This is a genomic window from Sinobaca sp. TMA16-18 (assembly GCF_059510535.1).
The window spans coordinates 505,192-528,694 of the sequence record NZ_JCAKFM010000001.1; the positions used below are offsets into that span (position 1 = coordinate 505,192).

Below are 23,503 nucleotides of genomic sequence, written 5' to 3' on the forward strand. Positions count from 1 at the left end.
CTTCCCTTTTTATAATCTACTTTCAGGATAACAAATGCCGCTTTCACCTGCGACCTTTCTTTAATAAGGAAAAACTGCCTGCTGCAAGGCAGTCAGGCAGTAACTTCTAATACAGTTCTTCATCAATCCATTTTGCCACGTCTAATGCAAAATACGTAACAATCAGGTCAGCGCCCGCCCGTTTCATGCTGACAAGCTTTTCCATCACTACTGCTTTTTCATCAATCCATCCGTTTTGGGCTGCAGCTTTAAGCATCGCAAACTCCCCGGATACGTTGTAGGCTACTACAGGATAACCGGTGGCATCTTTCACTTCTCTCATGATATCAAGATAGGAAAGTGCCGGCTTTACAATCAGAAAATCAGCACCCTCTTCTACGTCGGAACGGGCTTCCCGCAGTGCTTCTTCACGGTTTGCCGGATCCATCTGATAGGTTTTCCGATCCCCGAAGGAAGGCGTGCTGTGGGCAGCATCCCGGAAAGGACCATAAAAAGCAGAAGCGTACTTAACGGAATATGACATAATTGGCGTATGCACGAATCCTGCTACATCGAGGCCGCGACGGATCGCCGCTGTAAATCCGTCCATCATGTTGGAGGGAGCAATAATATCCGCTCCGGCTTTTGCCTGGGAAACTGCTGTTTCGGTCAACAGTTTCAGGGAATCATCGTTAAGAATTTCCCCGTCTTTAATCAGACCGCAGTGCCCATGATCCGTGTACTGGCATAAACACGTATCCGCTATCACAGTTAATGAGGGATTGTTTTCTTTAATGACCCTGATTGCACGCTGTACAATACCTTCTGCAGCGTACGCCTGCGATCCATACTCATCTTTGTGATCGGGAAGGCCAAATACCATGACAGCCGGAACACCATGGCGTTCCAGTTTATTTGTCTCCTGAACCAGAATATCAAGAGACACCTGATAAATGCCCGGCATGGAAGGTACTTCATTTTTTACTTTTTCCCCTTCCACGACAAAAATAGGAAAAATCAAATCTTCTTTTTTTACTTCATTTTCCCGCACCATTTTGCGAATTCCCGGTGTCGAGCGGAGACGACGGTGTCTCCGAAACTGTATATCACTCATCAAAATCCTCCTTCGAAAGTTTCAAAAGCAGTTCCATCATTCCTTCAATCGAATGTGGATCTGCCGTGTGTATATGCTTAAATCTATGCCGCTCTGCTTCCCGGGTCGTAACCGGTCCTATGGAGAGGACCGGAATATCACACCAGTGCTCAGCAGGAAGCAGACGTACCCCCTCCATACATGCTCTGACGGCCGATGGGCTCGTAAATGTAATAAAGTCTATCTTATTGTGCAGAAAAGCATCGCGCAGTCTATCTATATTAGCCGTTACCGGCTGTGTCGTATACACATCAATCGTATCAATGAGCTTCTCTTCAGAGTGAAGTCGTGCTGTAATCGTGTCACGGCTGATACGGCTCTTCGGAAAAAGAATGCGGCTTCCGCTTTTTATTACAGGAGACAATGCCTCCACCAAAGATTCAGCGGTATACGCCTGCGGTATCATCTCTACAGAGACTCCAGCGTCTGTAAGAGCACGTGCGGTTTTAGAACCAACGGCCGCTATTTTAACATGGTCAGGAAAAAACTGATCATGCTCTTTCAGTGCTTCCATAAAATAATGTACCGCATTTACACTCGTAAAAACAAACCATTCGTACGTATGAATGGTTTTTATTTTTTCCAGATCTTCTTCGGAAAAAGGCAGCCGTGCCACTTCAATAAGCGGAATAATAACCGGTCTGCCTCCACTGCTTTCGATAGGGTGCGCCAGCAGATCGCTTTGATGAGAAGGTCTTGTTATCAGAACCCGGCTTCCATTTAAGGAAAGACTCACTGATTATCCAGCTCTGCTCTCACATCATCGAGTATATCTTTGGCTCCTCGGGCCAGGAGCGTTTCTGCAGCTTCCCTGCCGATTTTCTCCGGATCCGTGCCTTCTCTTTTTTCCTGGAGAATGATTCTGCCATCAGGTGTTCCTACTAGAGCGGTGAGGTAAATCTGTTCTTTTTCCATCGTTGCATAACCTGCTATCGGTACAGAACATCCGCCTTCTACTGCCTGCAGAAAGGCTCTTTCTGCACGTACCCTCTGGGCTACTTCGATTTCATGGATGCTTTGCAGAAGGGAAATAACCTCGTCATCATCAGCACGACACTCGATACCGAGCGCTCCCTGTCCGACTGCCGGCAGGCAGATATCCGGATCAAGAAACTCTGTCACCATTTCCGGATCCCAGCCCATTCGTTCCAGGCCGGCTGCTGCCAGAATAATCGCATCATAATTTTCTTCCCTGAGTTTACGGAGTCTCGTTTCAATATTTCCACGGATCCACTGAATTTTTAAATCGGGACGTTTTGCCAGGATCTGGGAGGAGCGGCGGAGGCTGCTTGTGCCCACAACGGCTCCTGCCGGAAGCTCAGAAAAAGGAACATGGTCGTTGGCAATATATACGTCTCTTGGGTCCACCCGGTTGGTAATAGCTCCGAGCGTGAACTGCTCCTGGAGCTCTCCCGGCATGTCTTTCATGCTGTGTACGGCAAAATCAATTTCCCCGTCCGTCATTGCCTGCTCAATCTCTTTTACAAAAAGGCCTTTGCCCCCTACTTTTGAAAGGGTTACATCCAGAATCTTATCGCCTTTTGTTACAATTTTTTTCATTTCAAATTCATATGGTGCACCAGCACGTTTTAAGGCATCAATGACCCACTCTGCCTGCTTTATCGCGAGATTGCTTTTTCTTGTGCCTACAATAATTTTTCTCATGTCATCCTCCACATCGTCTATAGTATTTTCCTATTTTATAAATACCACATATGAAATTCGGTCAGTTCACTTGAAAGAAAATAGTTGGTTAACAGCAGTAAAAATCCAATAATATTTAACACTGCCATATTATAACCCCTTCGGTCCTTAACAGCCCAAAGATATAAATACCAGCTGTACACTAAAAGCAGTACAGTGGAAGCAATCACTTTAGCATCCATCCACGGCAGGGTTTGAAATTGAATGCTTGCCCAGATGAATCCTAAAATGATGCCAATCATTAATAACGGCACCCCGGCTACAGTGGAGTAAAAAGTAAGAGTTTCCATTTTAGGCAGATTCTCAAGCCGGAGAAGCCGATTTCCCCACTGCTTTCTTTTCAAGAGCTTATGCTGCAGCAGATAAAGGCTCGAAAAAGCAAAGCCGAGCGTAAAGGCAGCATAGGAAATAATGATTAACGTCACGTGTATAATCAACAGCTCTGAAATAAGGAGCTCATTTAACTCATTAGGTATATCACCGTCGGGTGCAAACAAGCTGAAAGCAAGCATCACAAAACCAATAACGTTGGCAAAAAAAACGAGGAAATCGACTCGAAACAGCCGATTGATGATTAAGGAAAAAGTTACTAAAAGCCATGCATAAAAAAATAACCCTTCAAAGGGTGTAATAACGGGAAGTCTATCGTATTGCACAGCTCTTATAATAAAAAATGAGGTCTGCAGCAGCCAGACCACAGTGAGAAGCCAGAAGGCAGCTCGGTTTGCCTTCCGGTTCGTCTGCAGAAAATCAAAAAAGTAGCCAAGCAGGCTCAAACTATATAGAACAATGGTCACGACATAAATAATATTAGCTGCAGCAACCATCTACGAAAACTCCTCTCATACTCGGAGAGTAACATCCTTAGCATAAGCGTAAGGAAGCAAAGCCGGCTTTTTTGATGCTATTTTTCTATCTTCTTCTATCTGCATGTTATGGTTCTGTCGGCTCGTTTCTGTTTCTTTAGCAGAAGCGATTTCCTCTTCGAGGGCAAAAATCTCTGTAAATAAAGCCAGAGACTGCTCTGCATCCGGTTCAGCGGCCAATTCTTTTGCACGCATAATAGGATCACGAAGCATTTGATTCACGATGCTTTTTGTGTGTTTACGCAGAATTTTACGTTCTCTGTCTGTTAAGTCAGGAAGCTTCCGCTCGATGCTGTCCATCGTGTCCGCCTGTATAGACACGGCCTTGCTGCGCAGAGCTGAAATGATAGGCACGACGCCAAGCGTCTCCACCCAGTCTTTAAACTGGAGCAGCTGCCCTTTCATCATCTCTTCTATTTTAGCTGCTGCGACTTTCCTTTCTGAAAGATTGGACTCCACAATTCCCTGAAGGTCGTCTATATCATAAAGGAAAATATTGTCCAGATCGTTTAACTCCGGATCGAGGTCTCTTGGAACAGCGATATCGATCATAAACAGAGGGCGTCCTTTTCTCTTTTTCAGAGCCGTTTCCATCATTTTGCGATCGATCACATATTCTTTTGAACCAGTGGAAGAAATGACGATATCTGCGTTTTCAAGCGTCTGCTGAAGATGATCCATCCCCAGCGCCCGGCCGAAAATACGGTCGGCCAGCTCGGCTGCTTTTGAATACGTCCGGTTTAAAACGGTCACTTCCGCCGCGCCGCTTGAATACAAATGGCGGGCCGTCAGTTCACTCATTTTGCCTGCACCGAGAATCAGGACATGTTTATTCGAGAAATCCCCAAATATTTTATGGCCCAGCTCAACGGCTGCATAGCTTACCGAAACGGCATTATCATTGATTTCCGTTTCATTGTGGGCTTTTTTGGCAAATGTAATAGCCTGTTTAAATAATTCGTTAAAAATAGTTCCCGTAGCTCCTGCATCCTGGGCAGTGAAAAAGCTGTTCTTCACCTGGCCGAGAATCTGCGTCTCTCCTAGAATCATCGAATCGAGACCAGTTGCCACCTTAAATAGATGCTGAATAGCAGCATCATTTTCACGAATCGTTAAATAAGGGCCGAACTCTTCTTTTGGAAGATCGAACCATTGGGAAAGAAATTGTTTAATATAATGACGCCCTGTGTGAAGCTGATCAACAACAGCGTATACTTCCGTGCGGTTACAGGTGGAAATAATCGTACATTCCAGAATACTCTTCATTCCACTCAGGCTTTGGAGAGCTTCCGGCAGCATTCCATCCTGGAAAGCAAGCTGTTCCCTGATCTCAACAGGGGTTGTTTTATAATCTAATCCTGCAACGAGAATATGCATGTATTGTTCACCCCTAATAAATAAGCTGCACTATTTCACAGAGAATGTAAGTATGCCGTAACATTTTACTTTTTTACATACGCTTTCATACTCTTATAGTTATACCATTTTTTTCGTTCATATTAAAGAAGCTGAACGTTTTTCTTATTTAGAATAATTCTATTATAACATGATTTATTATAAACGAAAAAAAGAAATGTGAACAGCAAACGACATCTCGCTCCAGCCTTATTTTGCTCTAAGTCTGTTAATAGCGCCCCAGGCTTCTTCTTTACCCTGACCGGTTTCCGAGGAAAATAATACGACTGAATCCTCTTTATGCAGTCCCAGCGTATCTTTTATCTGTTTCACATGTTTGGGGCGTTTATTTTTTGTTACTTTATCTGCTTTTGTAGCTATGATAACTACAGGAAGCTCGAAATGCTTTAAATACTGATACATTCTTACATCTTCACTGCTCGGCGCATGCCGTACATCTAAAATAAGCGTAACCCCGCAGAGCTGGTCGCGTTCTCCTAAATACGTTTCAATCATTTTTCCCCATGCTGCTCGTTCTGTCTTGGAGACTTTTGCGTAACCATATCCCGGCACGTCTACGAGCATCAGTATTTCGTTGATCAAATAAAAATTAAGCGTCCGTGTTTTTCCCGGCTTGGACGAGGTTCTGGCCAGGTTTTTTCTGTTAAGCAAGGTATTGATAAAAGAAGATTTCCCTACATTGGACCTTCCGGCCATTGCAATCTCCGGAAGATCCATTGCGGGATACTGTTCTTCTGCTACTGCACTAATCACAAGCTCTGCTTGATTGGCTTTCATTCTTTTTCCTCCAACGCATGTTCTAATACTTCATCTAACTGGGCTACCGGTATAAAGGTAAGCCCTTGTCTCACGCTCTCCGGTATGTCTTCCAAATCCTTTTCATTATCCTTTGGAATAATGATAGTTGTTAATCCGGCACGATGGGCGCTCATTGCTTTTTCTTTGAGGCCGCCGATTGGAAGAACTCTGCCTCTCAGCGTAATTTCTCCGGTCATGCCGACTTCTTTTTTAACCGGCTTGCCGGTAAAAGCAGATATTAAAGCAGTTGCGATCGTAATCCCTGCCGACGGGCCGTCTTTTGGCGTAGCACCTTCGGGCACGTGAATATGAATATCGTACTGCTTGTAAAAATCAGGAGAGATACCCAGGCGCTCGGCGTTTGCTCTCGTATAGCTGAAAGCAGCACGTGCCGATTCCTTCATCACGTCTCCAAGCTTTCCGGTCAGGCTTAGCTCGCCCTTTCCTTTTGCAAGCGACACTTCGATCGATAAAACGGTACCTCCGGCAGTAGTGTAAGCAAGTCCCATTGCTGTTCCTACCTGGTTTTCAAGCTCCGCCTGGCCGTATCGGAATTTAGGACGGCCGAGCATTTCTTCAATCGTTTTTTCTGTGACAACGACACGCTTTTTCTCGCCTGCTACTATTTTCTTTGCAGCTTTCCGGCATACTTTGGCTATTTCTCGTTCCAGGCTGCGGACTCCTGCTTCTCTTGTATAGTACCTGATTAATTTCATCATCGATTCATCTTTAATCTGCAGTTTGCTTTTCGTCAGGCCGTGAGCTTCCAGCTGCTTGGGAAATAAATAATCAATCGCAATCCGCTCTTTTTCAAGCTCGGTGTAGCCTGCAATCGGAATAATTTCCATGCGGTCCAAAAGAGGTCCCGGAATAGCGGAAATATTATTGGCTGTCGTAATGAACAGTACTTTGGAAAGGTCATACGTTTCTTCAATATAATGATCGCTGAATGAATTGTTTTGTTCAGGATCCAGCACTTCAAGCATCGCTGAAGACGGATCTCCTCTGAAATCACTGGCCATTTTATCAATCTCATCCAATAGGAACACGGGGTTGGTAGAGCCTGCTTTGTTCATCCCCTGGATGATACGGCCCGGCATTGCTCCTACATACGTACGCCTGTGGCCTCTGATTTCCGCTTCATCGCGGACACCGCCAAGGGACATACGGACAAACTTGCGTTCGAGTGCACGGGCAATCGATTTAGCTAACGATGTCTTTCCGACACCCGGCGGGCCGCTGAGGCAGAGAATAGGCCCTTTCAGCGAGTTGGTAAGCTCCTGCACAGCTAAATGTTCAAGCACCCGTTCTTTTACTTTCTCCAAACCGTAATGGTCCTCGTCAAGAATTTCCTGGGCATGATTAACATCCAGACGGTCCGTCGTTTCTTCTTTCCATGGAATCGAAGTCAGCCATTCGATATAAGTGCGGATAACAGAGCTTTCCGCAGCCGTGGACGGCATCTTTTCGTAGCGGTCCAACTCTTTATAGGCTTTTGCGAGTACTTGCTCCGGCATATCGGATTGTTCGATTTTTTCCCGAAGTTCTCCAACCTCTCCGTCTTTGCCGTCTTTGTCGCCCAATTCTTTTTGAATAGCTTTCATTTGTTCGCGCAGGTAGTATTCTTTCTGCGTTTTTTCCATTGATTTTTTTACCGTCTGGCCGATTTTCTGCTCCAGGCCGAGAACTTCTTTTTCATTGTTTAGTATATCCAGAATACGCTGCAGCCTCTTTTTAACAGAAACCGTCTCCAGCAGCTCCTGTTTTTCAGCAACTTTCAGTGGGAGGTGGGAACTGACAATGTCCGCAAACCTGCCCGGTTCCGCAATGTCCTGCACGGATTGCAGGGTTTCTTTGGATACTTTTTTGGATAAACGGATATATTCTTCAAATTGCTCAAGAGCGTTACGCATCAACGCGAGCTCTTCGGATGGATTGCTTTCTTCTACATTGGACAGGATGGACATTTCCACCTGAAAGTATTCTTCTTTTTGTGTAAATCGTTCAATTTTCGCCCGTTCCAGCCCTTCCACTAATACGCGGATCGTGCCGTTTGGAAGTTTCAGCATCTGCTTCACTTTGGCCATTGTACCTACCTGATACATGTCCTCTGCTCCCGGTTCATCCACTGATAAATCCACCTGGCTTGTGAGTAATATTTCGCTGTCTTCCACCATAGCCTGCTCTAGTGCCTGGACAGACTTGTCTCTTCCCACATCCAGATGAAGCACCATGGTTGGGAAAACAAGAAGTCCCCTGAGCGGTAAAAGCGGTATCGTTCTATTGTTTGATTCTGTCAACTGTCAGCACCTCCGGTCTCGATCTCTATATATGCCTGTCATTCTATGTAATGAAACAGCGGGATGCAGATCCTGCTGCAGTATATGCACACTACTTATATTTTATCCCACTCCTGCATTGTTGTCTAATGTACATAGTGCTACGAGGAAGAATGCTTTCATTTATAGAATTTGGCTTTATATAGGAAAAACCGCTTTGGGATTCACTAAAACCCAAAGCGGTTTACCTTTCATTTGTAGTATTACGCGCTTTCTTTTGGTTCACCTTTGAGGGGAACTATTTCGCCGTCTTTTGTTTTTAAGATCGGCGTAGCATCACCCGTTACACATTCAGCTGTAATTTCACACTTGACCACTTCTTCTTTAGAAGGAAGATCATACATAACGTCCAGCATAATACCTTCTATAATAGAACGAAGTCCGCGGGCTCCGGTTTTTCTTTCGATCGCTTTAATCGAAATTTCCCGAAGAGCGTCATCGGTAAATTCAAGTTCTACATCGTCAAGTTCAAGAAGCTTCTGGAATTGTTTCACAAGCGCATTCTTAGGCTGTGTCAAAATTTCAATCAGCGCCTGCTCATCCAATGTAGAAAGGCTGGAAATAACCGGAAGACGTCCAATAAATTCCGGAATAAGACCATATCTTAACAAATCTTCCGGAAGAATTCTGCTCATATACTCTTCTTTTGCAAGCTCTTCTTTCTCTGAATCAGAACCAAAGCCGATTACTTTTTTACCTAAACGCTGTTTAACGATCTGGTCGATACCGTCAAAAGCACCACCACAGATAAACAATACGTTGCTTGTATCGATCTGGATAAATTCCTGGTGTGGATGCTTGCGTCCGCCCTGTGGAGGTACACTTGCTGTAGTGCCTTCCAAAATCTTTAGAAGAGCCTGCTGCACCCCTTCACCTGAAACGTCTCTTGTAATAGATGGATTTTCAGATTTTCTGGCTACTTTATCGATTTCATCGATGTAAATAATACCTTTTTCGGCTTTTTCTACATCATAATCTGCTGCCTGGATTAATTTAAGAAGAATGTTTTCCACATCTTCCCCTACATAACCGGCTTCTGTCAGCGAAGTCGCATCTGCAATTGCAAATGGAACATTCAATACTCTGGCAAGCGTCTGCGCAAGAAGGGTTTTACCGCTTCCTGTAGGACCGATTAGGCAGATGTTACTTTTCGCAAGCTCTACATCGTCGGTTTTCTTAACAGAGTTCACCCGTTTGTAATGATTGTATACAGCTACAGAGAGCGAACGTTTGGCTCGTTCCTGTCCAATAACATAATCATCCAGAATTTCATTTATTTCAGAAGGCTTAGGAATTTCTTCAAATTCCACTTCCTCATCCGTACCTAGTTCTTCTTCTACAATTTCCGTACAAAGTTCAATGCACTCATCGCATATATAAACCCCAGGGCCTGCTACAAGCTTTCTGACCTGGTCCTGTGTTTTTCCGCAAAAGGAGCATTTAAGCTGGCCTTTTTCTTCATTGAATTTAAACAATTCGTTCACCCCTTACATGTTTTTAAAGCTCATTATTATACTTACTATATGTTAGTCATAAAAGAGAGCAGCTTATCTGTCAGCTGCCATTTATCTTTGATTTATGGCTAATTTATGAATTTATCTCATGGACTGCATTGTATCATAAAATGAGCATGAATATAAAACAATACGTTTTTCTATGTGTATCTCTTTTTTAGGACTTATGTAGAAAACTGCCCTGAAAGTAATCGATACTTACAGGACAGCATTTCTTTATTATTCTTTCTCTTCTGCTTCTTCAGCTTTAGGCGCTTCTTCTTCCTTTTTTTCCACAGCTACACTGTGTTCAACGAGGAAGTCAATTGCCTTTTGAATACGAAGATCACCTTTAATAGCGTCGTCTCCGCCCTGCATGGCAAGAAGATTTCTAATTTCATCTTTAGAACGCTTATACATTTCAGCCATCTTATCAAGTTCTGCTTCTACATCTTCCTCAGATGCTTCGAGCTTCTCTTCATCGGCTACCGCTTCAAGCGTAAGGTTCATTTTCACACGCTTTTCAGCTTCTTCTTTAAACTGTTCTTTCATACCTTCTTCATCAGATCCTGTTACCTGGTAGTACATGTCCATGGACATACCCTGAGATTGAAGGCGCTGACTGAATTCCTGAAGCATACGGTCTGCCTCTGTACCAACCATTGCTTCTGGGATATCAATTGAGGCGTTCTCAGCAGCTAGTTCTACTACTGTATCTCTATCATGATGCTCTTTTGAGTGCGCTTTATCATGCTCAAGCTTATGCTTTACGCTGCTTTTTAGTTCATCTATTGTTTCTGCTTCGTGCTCTTCCAGATCTTTAGCAAAGTCATCGTCAAGTTCAGGAAGCTCTTTACGCTTAATGTCGTGAAGCTTCACTTTAAAGACTGCTTTTTTTCCAGCAAGGTCTTCTGCGTGGTACTCTTCAGGGAATGTAACTTCCACATCCTGCTCTGTACCTGACTTCAATCCGATTAACTGCTCTTCAAATCCAGGAATAAACTGGCCGGAACCAATTTCAAGCGAATGATTTTCTGCCTGGCCGCCTTCAAATGGCTCTCCATCTACAAATCCTTCGAAATCAAGGATAGCTGTATCGCCTTCCTGTACTTCTCCGTTTTCAACTACAGCAAGATCTGCCTGCTTTTCACGAAGCTGATCAAGTTCAGCCTGTACTTCTTCTTCTGTAACGTCTACATCAAACTTTTCAACTTCAAGTCCTTTGTATGTGCCAAGCTTTACTTCCGGCTTCACGGTAACAGTAGCTTTGAAAATAACATCTTTGCCCTGCTCTACCTGGTCTACATCAATTTCCGGTCTGTCGACTGGCTCAATGCCTGCTTCGTCTACTGCAGAAGCATAGGCATCAGGTAGAACGATATCCAATGCATCCTGGTATAACGATTCAACACCGAAACGCTGTTCAAATATTTTGCGGGGAATTTTCCCTTTTCTAAAGCCAGGAACGTTCACTTGTTTTCTTACTTTTGTAAAAGCCTGATCCAATGCTTCGTCAAATTTATCCGACGCTACATCGATTGTTAGTACTCCTTGATTTCCTTCTAATTTTTCCCAATTGACACTCATTTATTTGTCCCTCCAACATTCTTATATATCCGTTTTTGACAACCACTATATTATAACATATCACTTAGTCATTTCAATCATAAAAGCCAATTCCGCCTTTAAGGCTCTTATATCGTCGTTAACTGCTTTTGAATTCTTTCGTAATCCCGATGCACAGCCTGGAAATCATGGACGCTGACATCGTAGCTTTGGCAGATAGCTTCCACTTGCATATCATACCCGGACTGCACGGCTGCCTCATAGTGAAGCATAGCAGAAAGAGCCGGAATCTGCACGGATGGAGGAAAGGGATAGTAATACAGCAGCATCTGCTGAAGCAGATGGATAATATGCTGCATTAGCGTTGGATCTTTATCTCCGATAACCTGCTCCAGGGCGGCTGCAGCCTCTAAATAAGAAGTGCTGTTATTAATATCCGGCAGTGTTTCCGGAGAAAATTCCCCCTGCCGCTTTAATTTATTTACCGCAATGGTTCTCTCCACTTCCCAATCTTTCAAAAGCAGTACAAGAAAACTCTTTAAAAGAGGGGAAGTGTGCTCGCTCGTCAACAGAGTCTGTATGTACGGAAGAGACTTCAGCGAACGATGCTGTTTTAATTCCTGGAGGACAGCCATTTTTTCTTCAGGAGATCCACTTCTAAGCAATGGCACCCAGTCCGGCTCATCAGCTTCGTATGTAATGGGAAGGCGGCTCTCTTCTTCTGTTTCAATAATAGTCCTCTGCATATTTTTGGAAACAGTCAGCAGGTATTCAAGTTCTTTTCTTAATTTCGGCGGAATATTTTCTTCAGTCATGACTGCTTCCAACGTTCTGATCACTTCTTCATACTGCTCCAGCTGTGCCAGAACAGAAACATACACCTGAAGAATTTCATAATAATCTCCACTGTCTTTTTTCATCATTTCTTCAGCGAGCAGCCGGGCTTTTGTCAACTGATTGGTTTCGGCATACGCAAGCAGCAGTCCGTAGGCGGCTTCTTCATGCTCAGGTTCGTGCATTAACGCTTCCTGAAAAAATGACTCTGCTTTTGACTTGTCAGTTTGTTTCAATGCGTACAGTCCGTTTGTAATTAATTTATCTACAGTCCCCGGGAACGGAACGATATTTCCTTTTTTTTTGGATAAATCCACTCATTTCCCCTCCCTTCTCTCTTCTATCGGTCACTACCTGAAAATCATAACACCCTGCAGTCAACACACAAAAAGGAAGACGGCCTTGTAGGCCGCCGCTTATACCCCTCTTCGTTTTTCATAAGCATCAATTTGATCTGCATACTGAAGTGTCAGGCTGATTTCGTCCCAGCCTTTAAGAAGCATTTCCTTCCAGTATGGATCTATTTCAAAACCAGCTTCAAAACCTTTGCTGTCTTGAATCGTTTGATGCTCAAGATCTACTTTGAGTTTATAATATTCATCTTTCCCATTTTCCATTAGTTCGTAAACCTGTTTCTCAGGAAGCCTGATCGTTAGTATTCCATTTTTGAAACAGTTATTGTAGAAAATATCTGCAAAGCTCGGTGCAATAATAACACGAAAGCCATAATCCTGCAGAGCCCAAGGTGCATGTTCTCTTGAAGAACCGCAGCCAAAGTTGTGGTCTGCCAGCAGAACACTTGCTTCTTTTGCTTCGGGCTTATTCAATTCAAAAGAGGGATCCGGCGTTCCATCGGATAAAAACCGCCAGTCAAAAAACAAAAACTGCCCAAATCCCGTGCGTTCTACTCTTTTTAGAAACTGTTTTGGAATAATCTGGTCTGTATCGACGTTTACACGCGGCAGAACAGCTGTATTACCCTCATGCACAATAATTGGTTCCATTTTTATTTTCCCTCCTTTATTGAAGTGATGGTTTTTTTAAGTCACGGATATCCACGAACCTGCCGGCTACCGCTGCCGCGGCTGCCATCGCCGGGCTGACCAGATGCGTTCTGGCACCTTTCCCCTGACGTCCTTCAAAGTTACGGTTGGACGTGGAAGCACAGCGTTCTCCTTCCGGCACAAAATCTGGATTCATGCTCAAACACATGCTGCATCCTGACTCTCTCCATTCAAATCCGGCATCCAGGAATACTTTATCCAATCCTTCTGATTCCGCCTGCTTCTTCACAGCCTGAGAACCGGGAACAACAAGAGCACGGACTCCGTCCGCTACTTTTCTGCCTTCCGCCACTTTCGCAGCAGCTCTTAAATCGCTGATTCTTGCATTGGTACAGGAACCAATAAAGACGTGCTGTATTTCTACTTCAGTCATTTTCATACCGGGCTTCAAATCCATATAATCAAGCGACTGCTGAATGGCTCTGCGGTCATGATCGGATTCGGCTTTGGCAGGATCTGGAATCTGCTTGTGAATACCAATACCTTGTGAAGGGTTTGTGCCCCATGTCACCATAGGTTCAATTTCTTCACTGTTCATTTCCACGGTGGCATCATACACAGCCCCTTCGTCGGAAGCAGTTTCTCTCCATTCCTCGGCAAGCCTTTCAAAAGCCTCTCCGGACGGCACTTTTTCACGGCCTTTTAAATAATCAATGGTTACCTGGTCCGGACTAATCAAGCCTGCTTTTGCACCAGCTTCAATCGACATATTGCAGATAGTCATGCGCTCTTCCATCGTTAACCCGCGAATCGCTTCGCCGGTAAATTCCAGAACATGTCCGGTGCCAAAATCCACTCCGTGCTTTGCAATGATACTTAAAATAATATCTTTTGCCGTCGCGCCGGGGTTTAATCGACCGTTCACGCGTACTTCCATCGTCTTTGGCTTGGACTGCCAAATGGTCTGGGTGGCAAGCACGTGCTCAACTTCGCTCGTGCCAATTCCAAATGCAAGGGCACCGAATGCTCCGTGGGTGGACGTATGGCTGTCTCCGCATACAATCGTTTTCCCAGGCTGAGTCAATCCCATCTGCGGTCCGATGATATGAACAATTCCGTTGTTCGGGCTGTTTAGGTCAGCAATATCAATACCGAACTCTTCGCAGTTATTGGCCAGTGTTTCAATCTGCTTTTTAGCAATTGAATCTGTAATGGACATTCGATTCTGGGTCGGTACATTATGATCCATTGTAGCAAATGTCAGATCAGGACGGCGTACTTTTCGACCAGCTAAACGAAGTCCTTCAAAAGCCTGGGGTGACGTTACTTCATGAACCATGTGCAAGTCAATAAACATAAGGTTCGGTTTACCTTTTTCGGACATCACTGCGTGCTTATCCCAAATTTTCTCTATTATCGTTTTTGGCTGCATCGAACTACACCCTCTCTATCTTTTTATAATTTAGAACGCAGCGCTTCAATAACTTTCTGCGTCATTTCCGAAGTCGTAGTTACCACTTCGCCTTCTCTGGCAATATCACCAGTACGAAAGCCTTGATTGAGTACATGATCTATCGCTTTATCGACTGCCTGGGCTTCATCTATCATTCCAAATGCATATTTAAGCATCATGGAAGCAGACGAAATTGCCGCCAGCGGATTAGCTTTGCCCTGGCCTGCAATATCCGGTGCAGAGCCGTGAACAGGCTCATACAATCCCGGTCCTTCTGCACTCAGGCTGGCAGAAGGAAGCATTCCAAGAGAACCCGTAAGCATAGAAGCTTCATCGCTTAATATATCTCCAAACAGATTTTCCGTAACAATCACATCAAAATACTGTGGATCTCTGATCAGCTGCATCGCGGCGTTATCCACGAGCATATGCTCAAGCGTAACATCGGGATAGTCTGCACTGATTTCCTCTGCAATTTCTCTCCAGAGTCTGCTTGTTTCCAGTACATTCGCTTTATCAACAGAAGTTAATTGCCTGCTTCGGACCTGAGCAAGCTCAAATCCTTTGCGGATTATTCTTTCTATCTCCGAACGGCTGTAAATTAACGTATCCACCGCTATGGTTTCCCCATTTTCTTCACGGCGTTCCCGCGGTTCTCCAAAGTACAGACCGCCTGTAAGCTCGCGTACGATCATTAAATCTATTCCGGTAATCACTTCTTTACGAAGGGTGGAGGAATCTGAAAGGCTGTCAAATCCGGTAACCGGCCGCAGATTCGCAAACAGGTCAAGCTCTTTACGGATGCGGAGAAGGCCTTTTTCCGGACGCATATCCCCGCTTAAATGATCCCACTTTGGTCCTCCTACTGCTCCAAGAAGAACCGCGTCTCCTGCTTTGCAGGATTCAATAGTGGAAGCAGGCAGCGGATCGCTGTGCTTATCAATAGCGCTTCCTCCAATATCAGCATAGGAAAAGGCGAAATCATGATCATACATCGTTCCGATCGTTTCAAGCACTTCCACAGCCGACTGCACGACTTCCATGCCGATGCCGTCGCCGGGGAGTACGGTAATATTTTTTTTCATAAACAGGCTCTCTCCTTAGTGACAGCCGTTAAACGTGGATGGTTTCCATTTTCGTTTTATCCCGGCTTGAACGATTCATAATTCTATTCACTGCATTAATATAAGCTTTTGCAGAAGCTTCAAGAACGTCGTTGGCTGTACCTCTTCCAGTCGTTTCTTCCCCATCGAATTCGACACGGACAAACACCTCTGCCAACGCGTCCCTGCCTCCGGTGATAGACTGGATCCGGTAGTCTTTAAGATCAATCTTCTTGCCAATAACACGCTCAAGCGTATTGTACAGCGCTTCGACGCTTCCGGATCCGGTAGCCGCTTCCTCCACTATGGAGCCGTCAGGTATTTTCATTGTGACGGTAGACGTTGGAATATTGTTTGTTCCATAGTTCACCTGAAGCGTTTCGACTTCATAATACTTTACTGCTTCGCCGGCTTTTTCTTCAGTCATCAAGGCGAAAATATCTTCGTCCGTGATTTCTTTTTTCTTATCTGCTAACGATTTGAATGCTTTAAACACTTTATTTAACTCGTCTTCACTTGTGTTGTAACCAAGATCACGGATTTTTTCTTTGAATGCATGGCGGCCTGAGTGTTTGCCCAGAACCATCCGGTTGGCATGGACGCCAACGAGTTCAGGAGTGATAATTTCATACGTTGTTTTTTCCTTCAGGACACCGTCCTGGTGGATGCCCGCCTCGTGGGCGAAGGCATTGTCCCCTACAACTGCTTTGTTGTTTGGAACTGCCATACCGGTTAAGGAGCTGACAATCGTACTGGTCCGCTTGATTTCTTTGAGCGTCAATCCTGTTTCTGCATTGTAGTAATCCTGGCGGATGCGCAGCGCCACGGCAATTTCTTCTAAAGAAGCATTACCGGCCCGCTCGCCGATACCATTGATTGTGCATTCCACCTGGTCTGCACCGGCTTCAATGGCAGCAAGAGAGTTAGCTACAGCTAATCCAAGATCATCGTGACAATGGGCGGAAAGGTTTGCTTTATCAATATTGGGCACTGTTTTTTTCAAATAGCTGAACATTTCATGAATTTCTTTTGGCGTAATATAGCCGACCGTATCCGGCAGGTTAATTACTTCTGCGCCAGCATCAATTACCTGTTCAATAATTTCTGCAAGAAAGTGAATGTCCGAGCGGCAGGCATCCTCTGCAGACCACTGTACTTTTGCAAATCGTTCTTTTGCATACTTAACAGAATCTACAGCAGTGTCTATTACCTGCTGGGGGCTCATGCGGAGCTTATGCTCCATATGAATAGTCGAGGTCGCCAAGAATAAATGAATTCTTGGCTCCGCTCCTCCTTTTAACGCTTCCCACGACGTATCAATTTCTTTTTTGATGGATCTGGAGAGTCCGGTTACTGAACTGTTTTTAATCGTATTAGCAATGGCTTGAACCGATTTGAAGTCGCCTTCGGAAGCGCCGGGAAAACCGGCTTCCATAATATCCACACCAAGTCTTTCGAGCTGGGTGGCTATCTGCATTTTTTCTTCAAAATTCAAGTTCACGCCCGGCGATTGTTCTCCATCTCGCAGCGTCGTGTCAAAGACGTTAATTTTTCGCACTGCCCACCACTCCTTTAGATTGTTTGTTCACAAACGGCATCATACCGCGGAGTTCCTTGCCGACTTCTTCAATCAAATGGTTGTTTTCTCTATCGTTTGTAGCATTAAATTCTGGACGGTTTGCCTGATTTTCAAGGATCCATCCTTTAGCGAAACGGCCTGTTTGAATATCGGTAAGAACGTCACGCATAGCCTGCTTTGTATCTTCTGTTACGATACGAGGCCCTGCCTGAAAATCTCCCCACTGGGCTGTATCAGAGATAGAGTAACGCATTCCGGCCAAACCGCCTTCATACATTAAGTCAACGATAAGCTTCAGCTCATGCAGGCATTCGAAGTAAGCTACCTCAGGCTGGTATCCAGCTTCAACAAGTGTTTCAAAACCAGCTTTTACCAATGCAGAAGTTCCTCCGCAAAGAACAGCCTGTTCACCGAATAAATCTGTTTCTGTTTCTTCCTGGAACGTTGTTTCCAAAACGCCTGCTCTTGCAGAACCGATCTGTTTTGCATAAGCAAGTGCTGTATCTTTTGCAGATCCTGTTGCATCCTGATACACAGCGATTAAAGCAGGAACGCCTGCTCCATCTTCGTATGTGCGGCGGACAATGTGGCCCGGTCCTTTAGGTGCTACCATAAACACATCCACGTTTGACGGTGGAACGATTTGGTTAAAGTGAATGTTAAAACCGTGCGCGAATACAAGCGCCTTGCCTTCTTTAAGCTGTGGTTCAATTTCATTTTTATAGATAGTTGGCTGGTATTCATCCGGAAGAAGGATCATGATAACATCCGCTTTCTCGGAAGCTTCTTTTACAGAAAGGACAGTAAACCCGTCTTCTTTCGCTTTATCCCAGGATTTTCCCTGGCGCAGGCCGATTACGACATCTACACCGCTCTCACGAAGATTTTGTGCGTGTGCATGTCCTTGTGAACCATATCCTACTACTGCTACTGTCTTATTCTGAAGTACCCCTTCATTTACATCCCCGTTATAAAATACTTTAGCCATTTTTACATTCTCTCCTTTAGTGTTTGCAATTTTTTTAGTTGATAACAGAATACTTTGGACTATCTATAACGCCTTTTTTTGTATCTCGCTTAAAGGCGGTAATCCCGGTTCTTGCTAATTCTTTAATTCCATAAGGTTTCACTAAATCAATTAGTGCTTCTACCTTGTCGTTATCGCCGGTAACCTGAATGGTTATGCTTTCGCGGCTCACATCAATAATCGAGGCGCGGAACGGCTGAATAAGATCTGTTAATTCTCCACGCTGCTGCGGCGGAGAGAGTACCTTGATTAAGGCAAGCTCTCTGGCAACAATCGCTTCATCGGTAAGATCTCTTACTTTCAGCACATCGACCTGCTTATTAAGTTGTTTAATAACCTGGTCGAGGCCCCGCTGATCGTCCACATTCATAACAAAAGTCATCCGGGATACCCTTGGATTTTCTGTCATTCCGACAGTAATACTTTCAATGTTGAAATTACGCCGGGCAAACAGTCCCGTAATTCGGTTCATTACTCCAGATGTATTGTTTACGGTAGCAACGATTGTTTTTCTCATGGCTTGATTCCCTCCATTTCGTGGTGGCCTTTTCCTGGAGCAATCATCGGATACACGTTTTCTACTTTATGGACTCTGCAGTCCAGCAGAACCGGACCGTCGTAGGCGATAGCTTCTTTTAAAATATCCTGCATTTCAGCGGGATCTTCAATTTTCCATCCCTTCACATTGTAGGCATCCGCCAGCTTGACAAAATCCGGCTGAATAGGGAAAAGAGAGTTGGAGTAGCGCTCTTCGTAGAAAAGCTGCTGCCACTGTCTCACCATTCCAAGAGACGCGTTGTTAACAATGATAATCTTTACAGGAAGATTTAATTCCTGCAGGATAGAAAGCTCCTGAGCGGTCATTTGAAAACCGGCATCCCCAACTACGGCAACGACCGTTTTATCTGGTTCCGCAAACTGGGCTCCGATAGCTGCCGGGAAACCAAATCCCATCGTACCGAGACCTCCGGAAGTGACCCACTGATTTGGCTTAGGGAATTTATAGAACTGTGCAGACCACATCTGGTGCTGTCCTACGTCTGTTGTAATAATGGCATCGCCATTCGTTTCTTCATAAATCATTTCAATCAGCCGCTGCGGCTTTAACAGTTCATTGTCTTCTTTGTACCAGAGCGGATATTCCGCTTTCCATTCTTTAATCGTTTCTTTCCACTCACCGCATTCACAGTTGGTCTTGGCTTCTTGATTAAGCATACGCATCGCTTCTTTCGCATCTCCTACAATAGGAATATGCGTTTCCACGTTTTTTCCGATTTCAGCAGGATCGATATCAATGTGAGCGATCGTCGCGTATGGGGCAAAGGCATCGAGCCTGCCGGTAAGCCTGTCGTCGAACCTGGCACCAATGTTGATTAACAGGTCAGCTTCATGAAGCGCCATATTGGCTGAGTACGTGCCATGCATACCGCCCATCCCGAGAAATTGTTCATGATCGCCAGGGAACGCTCCCAGTCCAAGCAGCGTACTCGCTACTGGTATCTGCTGATTCTCTGCGAATTCAAGCACTTCTTCCGAACCGCCGGCATGAAGGATACCAGCTCCTGTCAAAATGACCGGCTTTTTAGCCTGCGCTACCGCTTCAGCTAACTTCCGAATTTGCAGCCTGTTTGGAATTCTTGTCGGCTGATAGCCTGGAAGATCAAGCGGTTCGTCGTAGTTAAACTCACCAATCGCTATGGAAACATCTTTTGGAAGATCGATTAGTACAGGACCCGGGCGGCCGGAGGTAGCAATGTGAAAAGATTCTTTAATAATATTTGGAAGGTCATCAACATTTCTTACCTGGAAATTGTGTTTCGTAATCGGCATGGTTACTCCGATAATATCTGCCTCTTGAAAAGCATCGGTACCAATAACCGATGTTGCCACCTGACCTGTAATAACAACAAGCGGAAGCGAATCAATCATGGCATCTGCAATACCGGTAATGACGTTTGTTGCTCCCGGTCCGGAAGTAACGACGCATACGCCGGGCTTGCCGGACACTCTTGCGTACCCTTCGGCAGCGTGAATGGCCCCCTGCTCATGTCTGGCAAGAATATGTCTGATACCCGTCCGGTAGATCTCGTCGTACGTCGGAAGAATAGCTCCGCCGGGATATCCGAAAATCACATCTACTTTTTCTCTTGCTAATGCTTGAATCAGCATGCTGGACCCTGACATCTGCTGATTCTCGACTTTCAATTCACGACCGTCTTCTTCTTTAACTTTTGTATTCACTGCTAGCCCTCCTTATTAGCCTATCGCTTTCTCACCCGGTATTTTTATACACAAAAAAATCTCTCCACTCCAATCAGCCTATAGTTATATAGGCTAAAGGGGCGAAAAGATTCTTTTCACGGTACCACCCTTATTTTGCGGTAAATCTTTACCGCCTCAGCGATGATCCTTACGGATCATTCATTTGATAACATGTGAAGTGTGTGCTTCACACGGCCTGGATTAATAGTATAAACGTTCATCCAGGCGCTCAAAGGGGAGTTCATTATCAGCGGTTACACCGTTTCTCAGCGTTCAACGGTTCTCTGTAGTAAGTCGGTCTGACAACTAGTTGTCCTTCTCAACGCATTTCTATATAGAGTTATTAAGCTTTCACTTCATTGGCAGAGTATATTTTCACTCCGTCTTGTACTACTTTTTGTCGGAAGCCTTCCAACAGCATTTTTGTGTGATGACCCGGTGTTCCATCACCGATTATCCGGCCGTCCACTTTCACCACTGCGATAACTTCTGCAGCTGTTCCAGTGAGGAATACCTCATCTGCTGTATACACATCATGCCTCGTAAAAGGTTCTTCTTTAAGAGTATAACCTAATTCTTCAGATAATTCCATAATTGCTGCTCTGGTGATTCCTTCTAACGCGCCAATGTATCCTGGAGGCGTATAAAGGACGTTATTTCTAATAATAAAAATATTATCGGCAGAGCCTTCAGCTACATACCCTTCGCTGTTAAGCATAAGAGCTTCGCTTACTCCGGCAAGTCCTGCTTCTATTTTAACGAGTATATTATTTAAATAATTGAGCGATTTCACTTTCGGACTCAGCACATCCGGGCTGTTTCTCCGGGTAGCAACTGTTACAATATCAAGCCCGTTTTCATAAAACTCTTTAGGATAAATAGCGAGTTCTTCGGCAATAGCTATAATCTGCGGAGAAGAACATGATGCAGGATCAAGCCCTAAGTTTCCGACTCCTCTGGATACTACGAGTCTTATATACGCATCCTGAAGGTCGTTTTTCCGAAGGGTTTCCAAAATAATCTCCGTCATTTCTTCTGAAGAATGAGGGATGGTGAGCATAATGGATTTAGCCGAATTATACAGTCTTGTTAGATGTTCCTCAAGTTTGTATACATTTCCACTATAAACCCTGATGCCTTCAAATACACCGTCACCGTAAAGAAACCCATGGTCATAGACAGAAATTTTGGCATCTTCTTTTCTTACAAATTCACCGCTTAAATAAATCCACTGATCTTTCATCTTTAACCACTCCTGATGTTTGAACTGAATATAAGGAACCATCAGGACTTTGCTTTCAAGTTACATCTTAGACGGTTCTATCCTGTGTTTGTACGCACGGAAAAGCCAAATGTATTTCCCCTGTATACAAACAGTGCGTTGAAATCCATATTACTCCGATTAGCCCAAAGGGTCAACCGTTTTCCGGAAATATTTTGACGATTCATATTACTTTTCTTTTTAACAGAAACATCTAAGCACCCCGGTATCGATTCTGCCGTTTTTTTCTATTTACATACAAAAAAACAGCATCTGCATAGATGCTGTTTTGGAATGGTTGTATTGGTGTCCCAGGCAGGATTCGAACCTGCGACCGACGCCTTAGAAGGGCGTTGCTCTATCCTGCTGAGCTACTGAGACATCTTATGTTCTGCCGTTTTTTACGACAAGATTTATATTAATATATCTTCACGATAAAGTCAATGCGATTTGCTGAGAAACTTTGGCACCATTTAACTAATTTGACCAGCGCAGCCCCTCTGCAGAAGCATTTGAACACAGCGAAGTGCCGGCATTTCTTTCTTAAAGAAAAAAATGCCCGGACAGCTCTTCTACTTCTTTTCCGGAATGTTCTTCATAAAATCGGACGTCTGCTTCCGCTGGTGTGGAAAATTCTACTACTGCATATGTTTTTTCCATCCTCGTTCTCGGCATTAACAAACTGCCTGGATTAACAAACAGACGGTTCTGATACACTTCAACAGCTGCGATATGACTGTGGCCGCTGCAGACCAGGCTGGCCCCCTTTTTTTCTGCTTCTCTCGCTATAGGCCCGATGTCGCTTTTTACGTTCAGCAGATGCCCATGTGCAGCATATATGGTAATGCCATCTACTTCTACTGCCACTTCCGTAGGAAATTGACCGGGCATATCCACGTTCCCTTCAACAATATGAATGTCTGAGAGAATATTGTCATCCCTGGTCAGTTCGGAGTCTCCACAGTGAATAATGGCGTGGACTTCCTGTTTGTGCCGTTTCAATACCCGCTGCAGCTCTTTTTTGCTGCCGTGTGTGTCACTTACGATTAATGCTTTCATTTCGTACCCGCCTTTATTCATTCATTGTGTTGGAAATATAATCTACTGCAAGCCTTACTGCCTTGCCGCGGTGACTGATTTTGTTTTTTTCGATGCCGGATAACTCGGCCATCGTTTTGTTATAGGACGGGAGGAAAAATACAGGGTCGTAACCAAATCCATTGCCGCCCTCTTTTACGGAATGAATAACGCCTTCACACGTCCCTCTAAACGTTACTGTTTCTTTTCCTGGAACCGCCACTGCGATGACACAGACAAAACGAGCTGTTCGTTTTTCCTCCGGCACGCCGCTCAGCTCCTGAAGCAGTTTATTTATATTATCCTCATCGCTTTTCTGCGGACCTGCATACCGGGCGGAATATACGCCCGGCTCCTGATTAAGAATATCCACTTCCAAACCCGAATCGTCCGCTGCTGCCATACAGCCGAACATGGAAGCAACTGCCTCTGCTTTTGCCGAGGCATTTTCTTCAAACGTTATTCCATTTTCAGGGATATCCGCTGTGTCATAATCCAGAAGAGATTTTACTTTCCATCGGTCCTGCAGCATATTATTAAATTCAGCAATTTTCCCTTTATTTTTCGTAGCAATAATAAGTGTATTCAT

At 44.5% G+C, this 23,503-nt stretch carries 20 protein-coding genes, 1 tRNA gene and 1 other annotated feature; all 21 genes read right to left on the bottom strand.

The window, feature by feature from the left end; translation table 11 throughout:
* Nucleotides 1-106: 106 nt before the first annotated feature.
* The 21 genes from hemB to AC5W14_RS02735 all read right to left on the bottom strand — a co-directional run bounded on the left by hemB (nt 107) and on the right by AC5W14_RS02735 (nt 23,503).
* Nucleotides 107-1,093, bottom strand: a complete 987-nt coding sequence (hemB, locus tag AC5W14_RS02635; RefSeq protein WP_496059154.1) for a porphobilinogen synthase — start codon at nt 1,091-1,093, stop codon at nt 107-109.
* A complete protein-coding gene (locus AC5W14_RS02640; protein ID WP_496193628.1) occupies nt 1,086-1,868 on the bottom strand; it encodes a uroporphyrinogen-III synthase in 783 nt (260 codons plus the stop codon). Before AC5W14_RS02640 ends, hemB begins: the two co-directional genes overlap by 8 nt.
* A complete protein-coding gene (gene hemC / locus AC5W14_RS02645; protein ID WP_496059152.1) occupies nt 1,865-2,797 on the bottom strand; it encodes a hydroxymethylbilane synthase in 933 nt (310 codons plus the stop codon). The genes AC5W14_RS02640 and hemC overlap by 4 nt, the downstream gene beginning before the upstream one ends.
* Before the next feature lie 35 nt (nt 2,798-2,832).
* Nucleotides 2,833-3,663 (bottom strand): cytochrome C assembly family protein, encoded by an 831-nt coding sequence (locus AC5W14_RS02650; protein ID WP_496059151.1) that lies wholly within the window; start codon nt 3,661-3,663, stop codon nt 2,833-2,835.
* A gap of 15 nt (nt 3,664-3,678) precedes the next feature.
* Nucleotides 3,679-5,079 (bottom strand): glutamyl-tRNA reductase, encoded by a 1,401-nt coding sequence (hemA, locus tag AC5W14_RS02655; protein ID WP_496059150.1) that lies wholly within the window; start codon nt 5,077-5,079, stop codon nt 3,679-3,681.
* A gap of 228 nt (nt 5,080-5,307) precedes the next feature.
* On the bottom strand, nt 5,308-5,895 hold the full coding sequence (yihA, locus tag AC5W14_RS02660) for a ribosome biogenesis GTP-binding protein YihA/YsxC (RefSeq protein WP_496059149.1): 588 nt from the start codon (nt 5,893-5,895) through the stop codon (nt 5,308-5,310).
* On the bottom strand, nt 5,892-8,150 hold the full coding sequence (gene lon, locus AC5W14_RS02665) for an endopeptidase La (RefSeq protein ID WP_496059649.1): 2,259 nt from the start codon (nt 8,148-8,150) through the stop codon (nt 5,892-5,894). The genes yihA and lon overlap by 4 nt, the downstream gene beginning before the upstream one ends.
* A gap of 308 nt (nt 8,151-8,458) precedes the next feature.
* Nucleotides 8,459-9,730, bottom strand: a complete 1,272-nt coding sequence (gene clpX / locus AC5W14_RS02670; RefSeq protein ID WP_120192545.1) for an ATP-dependent protease ATP-binding subunit ClpX — start codon at nt 9,728-9,730, stop codon at nt 8,459-8,461.
* Nucleotides 9,731-9,988: 258 nt separating this feature from the next.
* Nucleotides 9,989-11,335, bottom strand: coding sequence for a trigger factor (gene tig / locus AC5W14_RS02675; protein WP_496193629.1), 1,347 nt, complete (start codon nt 11,333-11,335; stop codon nt 9,989-9,991).
* 107 nt (nt 11,336-11,442) lie between these two features.
* Complete coding sequence (locus tag AC5W14_RS02680; RefSeq protein ID WP_496059147.1) at nt 11,443-12,465, bottom strand: tetratricopeptide repeat protein; 1,023 nt, start codon at nt 12,463-12,465, stop codon at nt 11,443-11,445.
* A gap of 99 nt (nt 12,466-12,564) precedes the next feature.
* The gene (gene leuD, locus AC5W14_RS02685) at nt 12,565-13,152 is read right to left on the bottom strand and encodes a 3-isopropylmalate dehydratase small subunit (RefSeq protein WP_496059146.1); all 588 of its coding nucleotides are present in this window, start codon (nt 13,150-13,152) and stop codon (nt 12,565-12,567) included.
* Between the two features lie 16 nt (nt 13,153-13,168).
* Nucleotides 13,169-14,584, bottom strand: a complete 1,416-nt coding sequence (gene leuC, locus AC5W14_RS02690; RefSeq protein ID WP_496193630.1) for a 3-isopropylmalate dehydratase large subunit — start codon at nt 14,582-14,584, stop codon at nt 13,169-13,171.
* 23 nt (nt 14,585-14,607) lie between these two features.
* Entirely contained in the window at nt 14,608-15,690 is a 1,083-nt protein-coding gene (gene leuB, locus AC5W14_RS02695) for a 3-isopropylmalate dehydrogenase (RefSeq protein ID WP_496193631.1), read from the bottom strand.
* 28 nt (nt 15,691-15,718) lie between these two features.
* The gene (locus AC5W14_RS02700; RefSeq protein WP_496193632.1) at nt 15,719-17,266 is read right to left on the bottom strand and encodes a 2-isopropylmalate synthase; all 1,548 of its coding nucleotides are present in this window, start codon (nt 17,264-17,266) and stop codon (nt 15,719-15,721) included.
* Nucleotides 17,253-18,275 carry a ketol-acid reductoisomerase gene (gene ilvC / locus AC5W14_RS02705; protein ID WP_496059142.1) on the bottom strand — a complete coding sequence of 341 codons (1,023 nt, stop codon included), beginning with the start codon at nt 18,273-18,275 and terminating at the stop codon, nt 17,253-17,255. Before ilvC ends, AC5W14_RS02700 begins: the two co-directional genes overlap by 14 nt.
* 34 nt (nt 18,276-18,309) lie before the next feature.
* A complete protein-coding gene (gene ilvN / locus AC5W14_RS02710; RefSeq protein WP_120192553.1) occupies nt 18,310-18,831 on the bottom strand; it encodes an acetolactate synthase small subunit in 522 nt (173 codons plus the stop codon).
* Nucleotides 18,828-20,498: an acetolactate synthase large subunit gene (gene ilvB, locus AC5W14_RS02715; RefSeq protein WP_496059648.1), complete on the bottom strand. Its 1,671-nt coding sequence runs from the start codon at nt 20,496-20,498 to the stop codon at nt 18,828-18,830. Before ilvB ends, ilvN begins: the two co-directional genes overlap by 4 nt.
* Nucleotides 20,499-20,649: 151 nt before the next feature.
* Nucleotides 20,650-20,908, bottom strand: a binding site (T-box leader).
* An 11-nt stretch (nt 20,909-20,919) separates the two neighbouring features.
* Entirely contained in the window at nt 20,920-21,819 is a 900-nt protein-coding gene (gene ilvE / locus AC5W14_RS02720) for a branched-chain-amino-acid transaminase (RefSeq protein ID WP_496193633.1), read from the bottom strand.
* Between the two features lie 322 nt (nt 21,820-22,141).
* Nucleotides 22,142-22,218 (bottom strand) — tRNA-Arg (locus tag AC5W14_RS02725).
* 162 nt (nt 22,219-22,380) lie between these two features.
* On the bottom strand, nt 22,381-22,896 hold the full coding sequence (locus AC5W14_RS02730; protein ID WP_496059140.1) for a metallophosphoesterase family protein: 516 nt from the start codon (nt 22,894-22,896) through the stop codon (nt 22,381-22,383).
* A 13-nt stretch (nt 22,897-22,909) separates the two neighbouring features.
* A complete protein-coding gene (locus tag AC5W14_RS02735; RefSeq protein ID WP_496059139.1) occupies nt 22,910-23,503 on the bottom strand; it encodes an XTP/dITP diphosphatase in 594 nt (197 codons plus the stop codon).

What these genes read in the sequence shown, in the direction of transcription:
- hemB (WP_496059154.1), bottom strand. Translation starts at nt 1,093, where the DNA reads ATGAGTGATATACAGTTTCGGAGACACCGTCGTCTCCGCTCGACACCG.
- hemC (WP_496059152.1), bottom strand. Translation starts at nt 2,797, where the DNA reads ATGAGAAAAATTATTGTAGGCACAAGAAAAAGCAATCTCGCGATAAAG.
- AC5W14_RS02650 (WP_496059151.1), bottom strand. Translation starts at nt 3,663, where the DNA reads ATGGTTGCTGCAGCTAATATTATTTATGTCGTGACCATTGTTCTATAT.
- hemA (WP_496059150.1), bottom strand. Translation starts at nt 5,079, where the DNA reads ATGCATATTCTCGTTGCAGGATTAGATTATAAAACAACCCCTGTTGAG.
- yihA (WP_496059149.1), bottom strand. Translation starts at nt 5,895, where the DNA reads ATGAAAGCCAATCAAGCAGAGCTTGTGATTAGTGCAGTAGCAGAAGAA.
- lon (WP_496059649.1), bottom strand. Translation starts at nt 8,150, where the DNA reads ATGGTGCTTCATCTGGATGTGGGAAGAGACAAGTCTGTCCAGGCACTA.
- tig (WP_496193629.1), bottom strand. Translation starts at nt 11,335, where the DNA reads ATGAGTGTCAATTGGGAAAAATTAGAAGGAAATCAAGGAGTACTAACA.
- leuD (WP_496059146.1), bottom strand. Translation starts at nt 13,152, where the DNA reads ATGGAACCAATTATTGTGCATGAGGGTAATACAGCTGTTCTGCCGCGT.
- leuC (WP_496193630.1), bottom strand. Translation starts at nt 14,584, where the DNA reads ATGCAGCCAAAAACGATAATAGAGAAAATTTGGGATAAGCACGCAGTG.
- leuB (WP_496193631.1), bottom strand. Translation starts at nt 15,690, where the DNA reads ATGAAAAAAAATATTACCGTACTCCCCGGCGACGGCATCGGCATGGAA.
- ilvC (WP_496059142.1), bottom strand. Translation starts at nt 18,275, where the DNA reads ATGGCTAAAGTATTTTATAACGGGGATGTAAATGAAGGGGTACTTCAG.
- ilvN (WP_120192553.1), bottom strand. Translation starts at nt 18,831, where the DNA reads ATGAGAAAAACAATCGTTGCTACCGTAAACAATACATCTGGAGTAATG.
- ilvB (WP_496059648.1), bottom strand. Translation starts at nt 20,498, where the DNA reads ATGTCAGGGTCCAGCATGCTGATTCAAGCATTAGCAAGAGAAAAAGTA.
- ilvE (WP_496193633.1), bottom strand. Translation starts at nt 21,819, where the DNA reads ATGAAAGATCAGTGGATTTATTTAAGCGGTGAATTTGTAAGAAAAGAA.
- AC5W14_RS02730 (WP_496059140.1), bottom strand. Translation starts at nt 22,896, where the DNA reads ATGAAAGCATTAATCGTAAGTGACACACACGGCAGCAAAAAAGAGCTG.
- AC5W14_RS02735 (WP_496059139.1), bottom strand. Translation starts at nt 23,503, where the DNA reads ATGAATACACTTATTATTGCTACGAAAAATAAAGGGAAAATTGCTGAA.